Origin of the sequence: Pseudomonas sp. BAY1663, assembly GCF_000582595.1 — a bacterium.
Classification (GTDB): Bacteria; Pseudomonadota; Gammaproteobacteria; order Pseudomonadales; family Pseudomonadaceae; genus Stutzerimonas; species Stutzerimonas stutzeri_AF.
In genome coordinates this window covers 1-14,773 of the sequence record NZ_AZSV01000048.1, presented here as the reverse complement: position 1 = coordinate 14,773, position 14,773 = coordinate 1, and the positions used below count along the sequence as shown (strand labels likewise).

Genomic DNA, 14,773 nt, shown 5'->3' with positions numbered 1-14,773 from the left:
GCTCCCGGCAATGCCCGATCAAACCCAGCGTTTTCTCTTCGATGATTCCGATGTGCGCGGCGAGATCGCCACGCTCGAGGAAAGCTACCAGCACGTGCTGGCCAAGCACGATTACCCCGAGCCGGTGGCACAGCTGCTCGGCGAACTGCTGGCCGCCGCCGCGCTGCTGGTCGGCACGCTCAAGTTCGATGGGCTGTTGATCCTCCAGGCCCGCTCCAGTGGCGCGGTGCCGTTGCTGATGGTCGAATGTTCCAGCGAGCGCGAGGTGCGCGGCATCGCCCGCTACCACGCCGAGCAGATCGCGCCGGGCGCGAGCCTCGCCGAGCTGATGCCCGAAGGCATGCTGGCGATCACCATCGACCCGGCCAACGGCCAGCGCTACCAGGGCATCGTTGGCCTCGAGGGGGTCAACCTCGCCGCCTGCCTGACCGATTACTTCGCCGCCTCCGAGCAGTTGCCGACACGTTTCTGGCTCAACGCCGACAGCCGCCGGGCCTGCGGCCTGCTGCTGCAGCAGCTGCCGGCCGACCGCATCAAGGACGTCGAGGAGCGTGACGCCAGCTGGGAGCACCTGCGCACCCTGGCCGACACGCTGACCGCCGAGGAACTGCTGGGGCTGGACAGCGAGACCCTGCTGCATCGCCTCTACCACCAGGAGCAGCTGCGCCTGTTCGATGCGCGCCCGATCCAGTTCCGCTGCAGTTGCTCGCGCGAGCGCTCGGCCCGCGCGCTGGTTAGCCTGGGCCGGCACGATGCCGAGCAACTGGTTGCCGAACAGGGTGGTACGGTCAGCATCGATTGCCAGTTCTGCAACCAGAAGTACACCTACGACGCGGCGGACATCGCCCAGCTGTTCGCCGGTGGCGGCAGCGACGCGCCTTCGGATACCCGCCACTGACGCTCCGGGGCGCCGGCGCGCGCGCTACCCGGTCGGACGCGGTGGACGAAACGCCCGCCGCGCCCGGTGAACCTTTTGGCCATCACAGGCTCATACCCAGCGCGACGCATTTTCTGGCATAATCGCGCGCACTTTTTTCGATGTAGTTCACCGTCCGGTGGGCTACAACAGCATGGAGGAATCGGCCCAGGCCGACGGGGACACTCATGACGCAAGCCACCAACGCCGTGTACACCGACATCAGCACCGCTCAATTGATCGAAGAAGCCGTCAGGCGCGGCGAGGGCGAGCTGTCCGCCGATGGCTCTCTGGTGGTGAAGACCGGGCATCGCACGGGCCGTTCCCCGGCTGACCGCTACATCGTCGAAGAGCCCAGCACCCAGCACAAGATCGCCTGGGGCCCGATCAACCGGCCGTTCCCGGCGGGCAACTTCGAGGCCCTGTGGAACCGCGTCGAAGCCTACCTGGGCGAGCGTGACAGCTTCGTGTCGCACGTGCACGTCGGTGCCGACCCCGAGCACTACCTCCCCGTCAAGATGGCCACCGAGACGGCCTGGCACAACCTGTTCGGCCGTTGCCTGTTCATCACCCCGGAGCGTTTCAACCCGGCTGGCCTGGGCGAATGGCGCATCCTCAACGCGCCGTTCTTCCAGTGCGTGCCCGAGCGCGACGGCACCAATTCCGATGCTGCGTGATCCTTAACTTCGCCGAGAAGAAGGTGCTGATCGCCGGCATGCGCTACGCCGGTGAAATGAAGAAGGCCATGTTCTCCGTGCAGAACTTCCTGCTGCCGGATGTCGACGTGCTGCCGATGCACTGCGCCGCCAACATCGGCGAAGACGGCGACACCACCCTGTTCTTCGGCCTGTCCGGCACCGGCAAGACCACCCTGTCGGCCGACGAGAGCCGCTACCTGATCGGCGACGACGAGCACGGCTGGGGCGTCGGTCGCGTGTTCAATATCGAGGGCGGCTGCTACGCCAAGTGCATCGACCTGTCCGAGAAGAACGAGCCGGTGATCTGGAAGGCCATCAAGTTCGGCGCCGTGCTGGAGAACGTGGTGCTCGACGCGCGCACCCGCCTGCCCGACTACGCCGACGCCAGCCTGACCCAAAACAGCCGCGCCGCCTATCCGCTGGAGCACGTCGAGAAGCGTAGCGAGAAGAACCTCGGCGGCGAGCCGAACGCGGTGATCTTCCTCACCTGCGACCTGACCGGCGTGCTGCCGCCGGTGTCGATCCTCAACAACGAGCAGGCCGCCTACCACTTCCTCTCCGGCTACACCGCGCTGGTCGGCTCCACCGAGATGGGTTCGGGCAGCGGCATCAAGTCGACCTTCTCCACCTGCTTCGGCGCGCCGTTCTTCCCGCGTCCGGCCGGCGAATACGCCGAGCTGCTGATCAAGCGCATCAACGGCTTCGGCTCCAAGGTCTACCTGGTCAACACCGGCTGGACCGGCGGCGGCTACGGCGTCGGCAAGCGCTTCAACATCCCCACCACCCGCGCGGTGATCGCGGCGATCCAGAGCGGCGCGCTGGTCGGTGCCGAGACCGAGCACCTGCCGATCATCAACCTGGACGTGCCGAAGGCCGTCGCCGGCGTCGAGACCCAGCTGCTCAACCCGCGCAACACCTGGGCCGACAAGGGCGCCTACGACCAGGCGGCCAAGGAACTGGCGGCCAAGTTTATCGAGAACTTCAAGAAGTTCGATGTCTCCGATGCGATCAGGAGCGCCGGCCCGCAGCTCTGAGCCGCACCGTTCGCATCCGCGTCAAGGCCGCCTCCGGGCGGCTTTTTCGTTTGCGCATAGACGTACTCCTGTAGGCGCGGGCCATGCCCGTGAATATTCCAGCGCGCAAAGCTTGGCGGGCAGGGCCCGCTCCTACGGACGTTCAGAACGCCTCGACACTTCGAGCAACGCGCAACTGGGCAGAGCCTTTTCGTTGCGCGCGACAAGCATCGAAACAATCGATGATCAACATCAGTCGGCTCGCGTGGATTCGATCGATCGCCGCCCTTAGCATTGCCCGTTACATTCGCCCGAGGAGTCGTCATGAACACCGAAGAAGCCATTCGCAGCCGCCGCGCCGTCAAAGCCTATGATCCGGCGTTCCAGCTCAGCCGAGAGGAAAAGGACGAACTGCTGCGGCTGGCGCTGTTCGCGCCGTCGGCCTTCAACCTGCAGCATGTCCGGCTGGTCGAGGTGAGCGACCCGGCTCTGCGCGCACAGATCCGCGAGGCGGGCTGGAACCAGGCGCAGATGACCGACGCCTCGATGCTGGTGGTGGTCTGCGCCCAGCTCGACAGCTGGTCGCAGAACGTTCGCCGCGTCTGGGAGGGCGCGCCGGCCGAGGTGCAGGACTACATGGCCGCTGCCATCGATGCCTACTACCGCGACAAGCCGCAGGTGCAGCGCGACGAAACCATGCGCAGCTGCGGGCTGATGGCGCAGACGCTGATGCTGGCGGCGCGCGCCAGGGGCCTGGAATCCTGCCCGATGGATGGCTTCGACTTCGCCGCGGTGGCCAAGCTGATCAACCTGCCGGAAAACCACGTGATCGCCCTGATGGTCGCGGTGGGCAAGGGAACGGTCGAGCCCAAGCCACGGGTCGGCAAGCTGCCGTTCGACGAGGTGGTGATCCGCGACCGCTTCTGAGGCGTCGTTTCATGAACACGCCTGCGCTGACCCGTCTCGCGCGGGCGTCGTTGTTTTCAGTGGATGAGGCCCAGTAGCGTATCGGCGACGCCCTTGGTGCGCCCGGACATGCTCGCGGTATGCCGGCTGGTTGCTTCCAGCGTGTCGAGCAGTTCGGTCAGCGCGCCGACGTCGGCCGACTGCGCTTCGATGTGCTCGGCGACCTGGCGGATCTCCGCGGCCAGGCGGCCGATGTCCGTGCTGATTTCCTCGGCATTCTGCCCGGTCTTCTCGGCGAGTTTGCGGACCTCGTCGGCGACCACCGCGAAGCCGCGCCCCAGATCGCCGGCGCGGGCGGCCTCGATGGCGGCGTTGAGCGCCAGCAGGTTGGTCTGCCCGGCGATCTGCTGGATCACCTGGACCACGGACTGGATGCGCTGGCTGGACTGCGCCAGGTCGCGCGTGCTGGAGACCACCGCGTCGGCCTGGCCGACCATCTGCTTGATGGAGTCGCCGGCGCGGTCGATCACCGCGGCCTGCTGGCCGATGTTCAGGCCCAGCGTGTCCATCGAGCCATGCAGCTCGGTGGCGCACAGGCGCAACTGCTCGGCCAGCGCCTGGCGCTGCGCTTCGGCCTGCGCCAGTACCTGCCCGAGGTCGGCCAGGCCGCGGAACACCGGGCGGATGTGCTCGTCCAGGCCGTCGATGTCCAGGCTGCTACTGAAATCCTGGCGCTTGAACTGCTCGATCTGCTTGACCACCACCTGGCTCAGGCCGGCGAGCTTCTTCACCTGTCGGCGCAGGAAGAACGCCTTGAACTCGCCGTGGTAGGCGATGAAGCGGTCGGTGTAGTCGTCGCCAAAGGCCGCTCCGGCCGGTACCCGGAAGAAGAACACGGCCGTCAGCGTCTGGTTCAGGTTCAACCCGAGGATCTCACCGAAGGTCGAGTATCCCAGCACCGGCACGCCGGCGAAGACGTTGCCCATCTCGGCCAGTGCCGATGGGTTGTTCAGGCGCCGGAGGATGCAGTCGTTGAGAATGCCGACCAGCGGCTTGCCCGGCTTGTCCCGCATGAAGCGCTGGAAGTCGCGGCGAGTCGCCTCCGGCAGCGGCGTGCGGCGCACCATCACCAGTTCCTCGCCGGGCGCGACGTCGCAGAACAGGTGGACGCGCTGGTTCGCCGGATCGATGCGCGAGATCGAGCGCACGAAGTATTCCTCGCCGACGCGAATGGCGAACGAGTAGTCGGCCAGCCGCGCGTCCAGGGCCTGCTCGCTGCAGTCCAGGGCCTGGCAGAGGGCGGCGACCATCGTGCGGATGTTGCCTTGGGCGTCGACCACCTGGCTGATGTAGCGTTCTTCCAGCGAGGCACTGAGGACGCTCATGCGCACGGGGGTCGGCTCGAAGTTCTGGCTCTTGAAGACGCCGAAGCGCACCTGCCGGGCGCACTTGAGAAAGACGATCAGGGCGTGGTTCTCATAGCTGCGTGTGCCGTCGTGCAGGCGGGTGTGCTGGAAATCCAGCGTACCGCCGGCCGAGCCACCGACGAACAGGCAGGGGAAACGGCCCGACTCGTAGAGCGCCTCCATGAAGAACGACTCGGATGCCGACAGGCCATCGAAGAAGGCCATGGCGAGGGTGTCGCGGTGGTCGATCGGCAGGCCGACCTGCAGCCGGCGGATCGAGTCGACGAGCCGGGCGATGCGTTCGGCCATGCCCAGCTGCGGGCCGCCACCGCGAATGTCGCGGCATTCCAGCGGCACGTGGACGATCTCCGCCTGGGCGATGACGCTGGCGTCGAACAGTTGCAGCACCACCCGGTCCCAGCGCTCGCCGGTGGCGCAGTACAGCCGGCCCTGGTCGCTGCACAGCTCGCCGGCGGTGGTGCACAGGCTCAGCACCGCCTGCGGGAAGCGCTGGCGGATCTGCCGGGCCACGGCGTCCAGATCCAGATGGGGCGAGACGAAGCCGGCGATGTAGGTCGGCGTGAAGCGCAGCGCCGCCAGTTGCGGGGCAAGCTCGGCGGCGGAGCTGAGCAGGCTCAGCACGCCGTCGGCGGCAGCGCCCTGGCCGGACGCGAGGCGGGAGAAGGAAAACATGCGGACTCTCACAGGGCAGGGACGTGGTGCCGCCTGCCGGTGCGGCGGGAGCGCCCACCGGCGGTCAGCCGGACGCCTTGACCCTAGCGACAACGCCCGCAGTGGCCAATGACACCTTGGTACTGCGCCTGAAGTCGTAGCCGTGCCGAACGGCCTGCCGGTCCACGAGCCGGCTCCGGCGCGGCCGTGAACGAAACGGCAACAGCCCCTAGCCGCCCGCCGCCAGGCGCAGCAGTCGGCCCACGCCGGTGTCGCCCGGTAGCAGCAGCAGGCTGAGGCCAAAGATCGCCACCAGCCCGGCCAGGTAGGCGAGCGATACGAGAAGGTGTCCGAGCCGTCGGCGCCAGGGCAGGCGGCGATCGACAGGGTGGCGGGGGGAGCGGCGCGACGGCATGGGTGCCTCGACGGAGCGGAGAACGGAGCGGCGGCGCGCAAGGGTAAACCGAATAAAGGCATTTTGCCATTATTGTGGATTGCACCGACGATTCGTCCTGCGTGCGCAGGGTGCGGCCGTAGATGGCGGGCGTGTTCTACACTGAATCGCTCCATCGCCAGCCCCGCTTTCCGGGAGAGCCCGCATGCCGACGCGCCGAACCTTTCTCCAGCACACCGCCGCGCTCACCGCCCTGGCGGCCCTGTCCCCCGGCTTGCCGGTCTTCGCCGCCGACACCGTGCAACTGATGCAGCGCCCGATTCCGGCGAGCGGCGAGGCGTTGCCGGTGATCGGCCTGGGGACTTCGCGAACGTTCCACGTCGGCCTCGACGACGCCTCTCTCGAGCCCCTGCTGGAGGTGATGCGCACCTTCGTCGCGGGTGGCGCCCGGCTGATCGACACCGCGCCCAGCTACGGTGCGGCCGAAGCGGTCACCGGCGAGCTGGTCGCGCGGCTGGAGGCGCGGCAGAAGGTGTTTCTCGCCACCAAAGTGTCCTCCAGCGGCCGCGAAGCGGGCCAGCGGCAGCTCGAGGGGAGCTTCCGGGCCCTGCAGAGCGACACGCTCGACCTGGTGCAGGTGCACAATCTGCAGGACACCGCGACCCAGCTGCAATTGCTGCGCGAGCTGAAGGAGCAGGGCCGGGTGCGCTACATCGGCATCACCCATTACGTCGAGTCGGCGCATGACGACCTGCTGACGGTGCTGCGCAAGGAACGGGGCATCGACTTCGTGCAGCTCAATTATTCGGTGGGCGAGCGCAATGCCGAACGTCGATTGCTGCCGTACTGCGCCGACAACGGCATCGCCACCCTGATCAACCGACCCTTCACCCGCGGCAACCTGCTGTCCAAGGTCAGGGACAAGCCGTTGCCGGACTGGGCCGCCGAGATCGAGGCCAGCTCCTGGGCGCAGTTGCTGCTCAAGTTCATCCTCGCCGAGCCGGGGGTGACGACGGTGATCCCGGCGACCTCGAATCCGCGCTACATGGCCGACAACCTGCTGGCGGGCCAGGGCCGCCTGCCCGATGCGCGCCAGCGCGAGCTGATCGTCCAGGCGTTCGGCTGAGTGGCGCGGCAGCGCCGCCTGATGCCGCGGGAGGCCTGAGTGTATGCCCGGAGCCCTTGCCCGACGCCTGTCGCGCCTGATCGACGCCGGCCCCGGCGAGCTGCCGGCGGCGCTGGCCGGCTTCGGTCTGTTCTTCTGCCTGTTCAGCGGCTACTTCATGCTGCGGCCGATCCGCGAGTCCATGGGCATCCAGGGCGGCGTCGACAACCTGCAGTGGCTGTTCACCGCGACCTTCTTCAGCATGTTGCTGGCGGTGCCGTTGTTCGCCTGGCTCAACTCGCGGGTGGCGCGGATTCACTACATCGACTGGGTGTACGGATTCTTCTGCGCCAATCTGCTGCTGTTCGCCGCGCTGTTCTTCCTGCTGCGCGACAGCGTCTGGCTGGCGCGGGTGTTCTACGTGTGGATATCGGTCTACAACCTGTTCGTGGTGTCGGTGGCCTGGAGCCTCATGGCCGATGTCTTCGATGCGCCGCAGGCGCGCCGGCTGTTCGCCTTCATCGCCGCCGGCGCCAGTGTCGGCGGGCTGGTCGGGCCGGCGATGAGCGCGCTGCTGGTGGGGCTGCTCGGCCAGTTCGGGCTGATGCTGCTGGCGGCGCTGCTGCTGGCGCTGGCCGTGGCGATCAAGCATTACCTGATGGCCTGGCGCGAGGTGCTGGGCGCCGGGCGGCCCGGCGCCCAGCAGGCGGAAAACCCGCGCCGGCCGGTGGCCGGCAACCCGTTCAGCGGCCTGACCCGGGTGCTCGGTTCGGGCTACCTGCTGGGCATCGCGGTGTTCGTGCTGTTGCTGACCACCGCCAGCACCTTCCTCTATTTCGAGCAGGCGCGGCTGGTCGCCCAGTTGTTCCCGGAGCGGGCCGGGCAGGTACGGGTGTTCGGCGCGATCGATTTCGTGGTGCAGACCGGCGCGTTGCTGTCGCAGCTGTTCATCACCGGGCGCATCGCCCAGCGGCTTGGCGTGCGCGTGCTGCTGACGGCCGTGCCGGCGCTGGTCTGCCTGGGATTTATCGGCCTGGCGCTGGCGCCGACCTTCGCCGTGCTCGCCAGTGTGATGATCGCCCGTCGCATCGGCGAGTACGCCTTCGTTCGGCCCGGCCGGGAAATGCTCTTCGCGCCGCTGGATGCCGAAAGCAAGTACAAGGCGAAGAACTTCATCGACACCGTCGTCTATCGCGGCGGCGACGCGCTCAGCGGCTGGGCCAAGAGCCTGCTCGACAGCCTCGGCCAGGGCGTGCTGCTGGTGGCGCTGGTGGGCGCCTTCTGCGCGGCGGTGTGGGGCGGCGTGGGCTGGTTCCTCGGCGGCCGCGCCGATCGCGCCAGCACGACACGCAACGGCTGAACTGCCGTCTCGCCCATGTTTTCCAACGGCCCGCTATGGCAAAAGGCTTACAAGGCGCAGCGCCGATTTCCGCTTCAATGGCCCGCCGCGAGTCATTAATCTACGCCCCACTGAAGCGCAGGAAGCCTTCAGGATCAGGAAGACCGACCACCGCCAGGACGGCACACGAAGGGATCTCGAACCGGTCAGAAAAAACCCGCCTCGGCGGGTTTTTGCTTTTGTGCGTGCCTGGTGCCCGGATGCCAGGCACTGCGGCAGCCGTCAGTGGCGGGCGACGGCGACGATCTGCTCGATCAGCCACTGCAGCGCCGCATCGTTCTGCCGCTGCGCCACGCTGACGATATCCAGCGCGAAGCTGCCGAGCTCGAACGGCAGGTCGTACAGCTGCAGCGGCAGCAGCGCGGCGAAGTGGCGTGCCAGCTGGGTCGGCAGCACCGCGGCCAAGTCGCTGCTGGCGACGATATGCGCGGCCTGCAGGTAGTTCGGCGTGGTGTAGACCACCTCGCGCTCGAGTCTCCGTTCCTCCAGCCATTGATCGACCATGCCGCGCGTCTGGCCGCCGTGCACCCAGAGATGGCGCAGGCGCAGAAAACCGTCCAGTTCCCCCGCCTCTTCGGCCCGCGGATGCCCGCGGCGCATGGCCAGCTGCAGCGTCTCGCGGGTCCAGGGGCGGACGTGGAAGCGCGCCGGCACCTCGAGAAAGCGGCCGAGCGCCAGATCGATCTCGCCATTGTCCAGCGCCTCGGCCGGCAGCGTCGGGGCCAGGTGCTGGATGGCCAGGCGAATGCCGGGCGCCTGTTCGGCGAGGCGACGCATCAGCGCCGGCATGCAGAGCAGTTCGACGTAATCGGTGACGGCGATGCGAAAGCGCTGGCGGCTGTGGGCCGGGTCGAAGCTTTCGCCGGCGCTCAGGCTGTGCTCGATCTGCTGCAGCGCATTGCGGATCGCGTCTCCAGCGTCAGGGCACGCGGGGTCGGCTGCATGGCGCGGCCGACGCGCACCAGCAGCGGGTCGTCGAGCAGCTCGCGCAAGCGGTTCAGCGCATTGCTGACGGCGGGCTGGCTGAGCGACAGGCGCTCGGCAGCGCGGGAGACGCTGCGTTCGCGCAGCAGCGCGTCGAGTACCCGCAGCAGGTTGAGGTCGAAGTTGTAGATATTCATTTGATGAATCTGAAACATCACAAGACTAAATTTCAAAAATAGTAGCGTCTTCGTCTATGGTTGGTCTCCCGCTTTCTTCCAGCCTTGCGAGGAGGACACCCGCAATGAGCCAATCCCGCTTCGATATCCAGACCGCTGCCGTGATCGGCGCCGGCACCATGGGCCGCGGCATCGTCATCAGCCTGGCCAACGCCGGGATCGAGGTGCTCTGGCTGGACAGTGACCCCGCGATGCTCGCGCAGGCCCTGCGCATGGTCGAGGACACCTACGCGCACAACGTGCGCCAGGGCCGCATCGACCAGGCCGAGGCAGCCGCCCGCCGTGGGCGCATCGGCACGGCGGCGGGCTATCAGGCGCTGGCGGACGTCGACCTGGTGATCGAAGCGGTCTACGAGAACCTCGAGCTGAAGCAGCGCATCTTCCGCGAACTGGACGGCGTCGTGAAAGCCGGCGGCATCCTCGCCAGCAACACCTCGGCGCTGGACATCGACGCCATCGCCGCCGCCACCCGGCGCCCGGAGCAGGTCGTGGGGCTGCACTTCTTCAGCCCGGCGCACATCATGAAGCTGCTGGAGATCGTCCGTGGCGCGAAGACCTCGCCAGCGGTGCTGGACGCCGCCCGCGAACTCGGCCGGCGCATGGGCAAGGTCGGCGTGATCGCCGGCAACTGCCCGGGCTTCATCGGCAACCGCATGCTCGCCACTTACGTGCGCGAGGCGCGGGCGATGCTGCTCGAAGGCGCCTATCCGTATCAGGTCGACGGCGCGCTGCAGGGCTTCGGCTTCGCCATGGGGCCGTTCCGCATGTACGACGTGGTCGGCATCGATCTGGAATGGCGCGCCCGCGAACTGGCCGGCGAAGGCCAGGACCAGCCCGAGGTACAGGTCGACAACCGCCTCTGCGAGCTGGGCCGCTTCGGCCAGAAAGCGCGCATGGGCTACTACCGCTACGCCGAGGGTAGCCGCCAGGCCGAGCACGACCCCGAGGTGGATGCGCTGGTGCAGCGCGAGTCCGAGCGGCTGGGTTTCCAGCGCCGCGCGATCGGCGAGGAGGAAATCCGCGAACGCTGCCTGCTGGCGCTGGTCAACGAGGGCGCGAAGATCCTCCAGGAAGGCATGGCCGAATCCAGCAGCGATATCGATAGCGTCTACCTCAACGGCTACGGCTTCCCGGCGGAAGTCGGCGGGCCGATGACCTGGGCCGACCGCCAGGGCCTGCCGGCGATCCGCGAGCGGCTGAACGCCCTGGCCGCGCGCCATGGCGAGCACTGGCGGCCGGCCGAACTGATCGACAGCCTGGCCACCCTCGGCGGACGTTTCGTCGACTACAAGAAGGAGGCCTGAGCATGGAATACACCGCTCCCCTGCGCGACATGCGTTTTGTCCTGCACGAACTGTTCGATGCCAGCGGCCACTGCGCACTGCTGGGCAACGGCCTCGATCGCGAGCTGATCGACGGCGTGCTGGAAGAGGCGGCGCGCTACACCGGCGGCGAGATCGCGCCACTCAACCGCAACAGCGACGAGGAGGGTGTGAGCCTGCACGACGGCGCGGTCAGGACGCCGCAGGGCTTCGTCGAGGCTTACCGGCAGTACGTCGACAATGGCTGGGCGAGCATGACCGGCCCCGTCGAATACGGCGGCCAGGGCTTCCCGCAACTGGTGGCGTGCGCCTTCCACGAGATGCTGATGGCCGCCTCGCTGTCGTTCCGCGTCTATTCCGGGCTCACCGAGGGCGCGGTGCTGGCGCTGTACAAGCACGGCAGCGAGGAGCTGAAGAGCGCCTATCTGGAGAAGCTGGTCAGCGGCCGCTGGACTGGCACCATGTGCCTCACCGAACCGCAGGCCGGCACCGACCTGGCGCTGCTGCGCACCCGTGCCGAGCCGCAGGCGGACGGCAGCTGCCGGGTCAGCGGCAGCAAGATCTTCATCTCCGGCGGCGAACACGACATGAGCGAGAACATCGTGCACCTGGTGCTGGCGCGGCTGCCGGATGCGCCGCCCGGGGTGAAGGGCATCAGCCTGCTGCTGGTGCCGAAGTTCATCGCCAACGCCGACGGCACGCCGGGCGCGCGCAACGCGCTGAGCTGCGGCGCCCTCGAGCACAAGATGGGCATCAAGGGTGCGGCCACCTGCGTGATGAACTTCGACGGCGCCACTGGCTGGGTCGTCGGTGCGCCGAACCAGGGCCTGGCCTGCATGTTCACCATGATGAACGATGCGCGCTTCCAGGTCGGCCTGCAGGGTCTCGGCCTGGCCGAGCAGGCCTGGCAGGGTGCGTTGGCCTATGCCCGCGAGCGCCTGCAGTCACGCGGGCTGGCCGGCGCGCAGTATCCGGAGCGGCCGGCCGACCCGATCATCGTCCACCCCGACGTGCGGCGCATGTTGCTGACGCAGAAGACCCTGGTCGAGGGCGGGCGCATGCTGGCCATGTACTGTGCGCGCCAGCTCGACCTGGAGCATGGCCACCCCGCGCCGGAGCTGCGCCAGGCCGCCGGCCGCCGCGCGGCGCTGCTGATCCCGATCGTCAAGGCCTTCCTCACCGACATGGGCCAGGAAGTCACCAGCCTCGGCGTGCAGGTCTACGGCGGCCATGGCTACATCCGCGAATGGGGCATGGAGCAGCTGATGCGCGACAGCCGCATCACCCAGCTCTACGAGGGCACCAACGGTATCCAGGCGCTGGACTACATCCGCCGCAAGCTGCTCGGCGACGGCGGCGCGGAACTGTCGGTGCTGCAGGCCGAGTTCAGCGAGCTGTGCGACCGCCAGGTCGAGCACCCGGCGCTGCGCGAGCTGGCCGCTACCGTGCAGGCGCGTCTCGGCGAATGGCGCGAGCTGACGGCCGAGGTGATCGCCGCGACCCAGCGTGATCCGCAGGAGATCGGCGCCGTGTCGGTGGATTTTCTCCACTATTCGGCCTACGTGCTGCTGGCCGGCTTCTGGCTGCAGGCCGCGGCGCGGGCGCAGGAGGCGCTGCAGGAGGGCGGCGGCGAGGAGGCGTTCTACCGGGCCAAGCTGGCCAGCGCCGATTTCTACCTGCGCCGCGTACTGCCGCGCGCCAGTGGCCACCGCGAGGCGATCCGGGGCGGTGCCGCCTGCCTGATGGCGCTGGCGGCGGACAGTTTCGCCTTCTGAATCATCACCTATACCTGTAGGAGCCGACGCCGCCGGCGATGATCGTTGGCAGTAAAAAAAACATCGCCCGCAAGGACTGGGCGTCCCCCTGGCTCCTACCGAGGGTAGCGAGCCGCCCAAGGCATCCATGACAAGAGGAGCCGCCATGCATCCGTTCAGCTTCGCCACCACCGCCCAACTGATCTGCGAAAGCGGCTCGGCCCGGCGCCTCGCCAGCCTCTGCAAGGAGCGCGGCGCGCGTTCGGTGCTGATCGTCAGCGACCCGGGCATCACCCGCCTCGGCCTGCTCGCCGAGGTGCTGCCGGTTTTTTCCAGCGAAGGGCTGCGGGTCGCGGTCTACGACCAGGTGCTGGCCGACCCGCCGGAACGCGTCGTGCTGGCCGCGGTGGAACAGGCCCGCGCGCAGCGCGCCGAGCTGGTCGTCGGCTTCGGCGGCGGCAGCTCGATGGACGTGGCCAAGCTGGTCGCCCTGCTGGCGCACGGCGAATGCACGCAGTCGCTCGCCGAGGTCTATGGCGTCGGCAACGCCCGCGGCCGACGGTTGCCGCTGATCCAGGTACCGACCACCGCCGGCACCGGCTCGGAGGTCACCCCGATCGCCATCGTCACCACCGGCGAGACCACCAAGATGGGTGTGGTCTCGCCGCTGCTGCTGCCGGACCTCGCCGTGCTGGACGCCGAGCTGACCCTTGGCCTGCCGCCGGCGGTGACCGCTGCCACCGGCATCGACGCATGGTGCATGCCATCGAGGCCTACACCAGCGCGCTGAAGAAGAACCCGCTGTCCGACCTGCTGGCGCGCGAGGCCCTGCGCCTGCTGGCCGGCAATCTGGAGGAGGCGGTGCGCAACGGCGGCAACCGCGAGGCGCGCCAGGCCATGCTGCTCGGCGCCTGCCTCGCCGGCCAGGCCTTCGCCAACGCACCGGTGGCGGCGGTGCATGCGCTGGCCTATCCGCTGGGCGGGCACTTCCACATCCCCCACGGTCTGTCCAACGCGCTGGTGCTGCCGCATGTGCTGCGCTTCAACGTCGACGCGGCGGCGACCCACTACGGCGAGCTGGCGCCCATCGTGCTGGGTGCGCGGCTGCGCCAGGGCGACCCGGCGACCTACGCCGAGCAACTGATCGAGGAGTTCGGCCAGCTCAGCGCCCGTGTCGGCCTGCCCACCCGCCTGCGCGATGCCGGCGTGCCCGAGCACATGCTGGCGCAACTGGCGAAGGAGGCCATGCTGCAGCAGCGCCTGCTGGTGAACAACCCGCGTGAAGTCAGCGAGGCCGACGCGCTGGCGATCTACCAGGCCGCGTACTGACCCCTACCGGTACCATCGTCCCACCTGTGCATCCGCGGAGAACGGCAATGCCCGAGCAACCCAAGCACCTGCGTAGCGACTACAAGCACTTCCAGCCGATCACCACGCGCTGGCACGACAACGACATCTACGGCCACGTCAACAATGTCGCCTATTACGGTTTCTTCGATACCGCGGTGAACCACTACCTGATCCACCAGGGCGGGCTGAACATCCACGGTGGCGAGGTCGTGGGCTTCGTGGTCAGCTCGTCGTGCGATTATTTCGCCTCGATCGCCTTCCCCGACGTCATCGAGGTGGGCTTGCGGGTGGCCAGGCTCGGCAGCTCCTCGGTGCAGTACGAGCTGGCGATCTTCCGCGACGGTGAGCGGGAGGCCTGTGCCGCGGGCCGGTTCGTGCATGTGTTCGTCGAGCGGGCGAACAACCGGCCCACCGCGATTCCGCCTCGCTTGCGCACCGCCCTGGAGGCGCTGGCCTGAGGCGGCGGGGCCGCCGACCGGGCCCGTCGCGGCGCCATCAGTGATGCTTGTGGTGATGCTTGTGGTGGCCCTTGGCCTTGCCTGGATGACCATGGTAGTGGCCGTCACGGTAGCGGCGGTCGCCCCGGTCATGATCGTCGTCACCGTAGGCGCTGCCCAGCGCCCGCCCGCACCGCCCGCCAACCGCGGCGCCGATCAGCCCGCCGGTGCTGCCGCCGAC

9 protein-coding genes and 4 pseudogenes are annotated in these 14,773 nt (G+C 68.2%); 9 read left to right on the top strand and 4 right to left on the bottom strand.

Annotation, left to right across the window (positions count from 1 at the left end):
- Positions 1-10: 10 nt before the first annotated feature.
- From hslO to BAY1663_RS14115, 3 genes and pseudogenes are all read left to right on the top strand, one after another.
- Positions 11-898: an Hsp33 family molecular chaperone HslO gene (gene hslO / locus BAY1663_RS14125; RefSeq protein ID WP_037041919.1), complete on the top strand. Its 888-nt coding sequence runs from the start codon at positions 11-13 to the stop codon at positions 896-898.
- A gap of 206 nt (positions 899-1,104) precedes the next feature.
- Positions 1,105-2,648: pseudogene (locus tag BAY1663_RS14120) on the top strand (phosphoenolpyruvate carboxykinase).
- Positions 2,649-2,951: 303 nt separating this feature from the next.
- Positions 2,952-3,554: a nitroreductase family protein gene (locus BAY1663_RS14115; protein ID WP_037041917.1), complete on the top strand. Its 603-nt coding sequence runs from the start codon at positions 2,952-2,954 to the stop codon at positions 3,552-3,554.
- Positions 3,555-3,610: 56 nt separating this feature from the next.
- On the opposite strand, the gene BAY1663_RS14110 is transcribed toward BAY1663_RS14115, so the two are convergent.
- Together BAY1663_RS14110 and BAY1663_RS14105 are read right to left on the bottom strand one after the other, a co-directional pair.
- Positions 3,611-5,632, bottom strand: coding sequence for a methyl-accepting chemotaxis protein (locus BAY1663_RS14110; protein WP_037041915.1), 2,022 nt, complete (start codon positions 5,630-5,632; stop codon positions 3,611-3,613).
- Between the two features lie 208 nt (positions 5,633-5,840).
- On the bottom strand, positions 5,841-6,026 hold the full coding sequence (locus BAY1663_RS14105; protein WP_037041913.1) for a hypothetical protein: 186 nt from the start codon (positions 6,024-6,026) through the stop codon (positions 5,841-5,843).
- Positions 6,027-6,210: 184 nt separating this feature from the next.
- On the opposite strand from BAY1663_RS14105, the gene BAY1663_RS14100 reads away from it, so the two are divergent.
- The gene (locus BAY1663_RS14100; protein ID WP_037041911.1) at positions 6,211-7,131 is read left to right on the top strand and encodes an aldo/keto reductase; all 921 of its coding nucleotides are present in this window, start codon (positions 6,211-6,213) and stop codon (positions 7,129-7,131) included.
- Positions 7,132-7,174: 43 nt separating this feature from the next.
- Entirely contained in the window at positions 7,175-8,470 is a 1,296-nt protein-coding gene (locus BAY1663_RS14095; RefSeq protein WP_037041909.1) for an NTP/NDP exchange transporter, read from the top strand.
- 261 nt (positions 8,471-8,731) lie between these two features.
- On the opposite strand, the pseudogene BAY1663_RS14090 reads toward BAY1663_RS14095, so the two are convergent.
- A pseudogene (locus BAY1663_RS14090) lies at positions 8,732-9,630 on the bottom strand (LysR family transcriptional regulator).
- Positions 9,631-9,734: 104 nt separating this feature from the next.
- Between BAY1663_RS14090 and BAY1663_RS14085 the strand changes: the two are divergent.
- The 4 genes and pseudogenes from BAY1663_RS14085 to BAY1663_RS14070 all read left to right on the top strand — a co-directional run bounded on the left by BAY1663_RS14085 (position 9,735) and on the right by BAY1663_RS14070 (position 14,553).
- A complete protein-coding gene (locus BAY1663_RS14085; protein WP_037041906.1) occupies positions 9,735-10,973 on the top strand; it encodes a 3-hydroxyacyl-CoA dehydrogenase in 1,239 nt (412 codons plus the stop codon).
- Between the two features lie 2 nt (positions 10,974-10,975).
- Positions 10,976-12,766 (top strand): acyl-CoA dehydrogenase C-terminal domain-containing protein, encoded by a 1,791-nt coding sequence (locus BAY1663_RS14080; RefSeq protein ID WP_037041904.1) that lies wholly within the window; start codon positions 10,976-10,978, stop codon positions 12,764-12,766.
- A gap of 145 nt (positions 12,767-12,911) precedes the next feature.
- Positions 12,912-14,074 (top strand): annotated as a pseudogene (locus BAY1663_RS14075) (iron-containing alcohol dehydrogenase).
- Between the two features lie 47 nt (positions 14,075-14,121).
- Positions 14,122-14,553, top strand: a complete 432-nt coding sequence (locus BAY1663_RS14070) for a thioesterase family protein (protein ID WP_037041902.1) — start codon at positions 14,122-14,124, stop codon at positions 14,551-14,553.
- Between the two features lie 37 nt (positions 14,554-14,590).
- Here BAY1663_RS14070 and BAY1663_RS14065 read toward each other — a convergent pair.
- Positions 14,591-14,773: pseudogene (locus BAY1663_RS14065) on the bottom strand (hypothetical protein); the annotation flags it as partial.

What these genes read in the sequence shown, in the direction of transcription:
- hslO (WP_037041919.1), top strand. Translation starts at nt 11, where the DNA reads ATGCCCGATCAAACCCAGCGTTTTCTCTTCGATGATTCCGATGTGCGC.
- BAY1663_RS14115 (WP_037041917.1), top strand. Translation starts at nt 2,952, where the DNA reads ATGAACACCGAAGAAGCCATTCGCAGCCGCCGCGCCGTCAAAGCCTAT.
- BAY1663_RS14110 (WP_037041915.1), bottom strand. Translation starts at nt 5,632, where the DNA reads ATGTTTTCCTTCTCCCGCCTCGCGTCCGGCCAGGGCGCTGCCGCCGAC.
- BAY1663_RS14105 (WP_037041913.1), bottom strand. Translation starts at nt 6,026, where the DNA reads ATGCCGTCGCGCCGCTCCCCCCGCCACCCTGTCGATCGCCGCCTGCCC.
- BAY1663_RS14100 (WP_037041911.1), top strand. Translation starts at nt 6,211, where the DNA reads ATGCCGACGCGCCGAACCTTTCTCCAGCACACCGCCGCGCTCACCGCC.
- BAY1663_RS14095 (WP_037041909.1), top strand. Translation starts at nt 7,175, where the DNA reads ATGCCCGGAGCCCTTGCCCGACGCCTGTCGCGCCTGATCGACGCCGGC.
- BAY1663_RS14085 (WP_037041906.1), top strand. Translation starts at nt 9,735, where the DNA reads ATGAGCCAATCCCGCTTCGATATCCAGACCGCTGCCGTGATCGGCGCC.
- BAY1663_RS14080 (WP_037041904.1), top strand. Translation starts at nt 10,976, where the DNA reads ATGGAATACACCGCTCCCCTGCGCGACATGCGTTTTGTCCTGCACGAA.
- BAY1663_RS14070 (WP_037041902.1), top strand. Translation starts at nt 14,122, where the DNA reads ATGCCCGAGCAACCCAAGCACCTGCGTAGCGACTACAAGCACTTCCAG.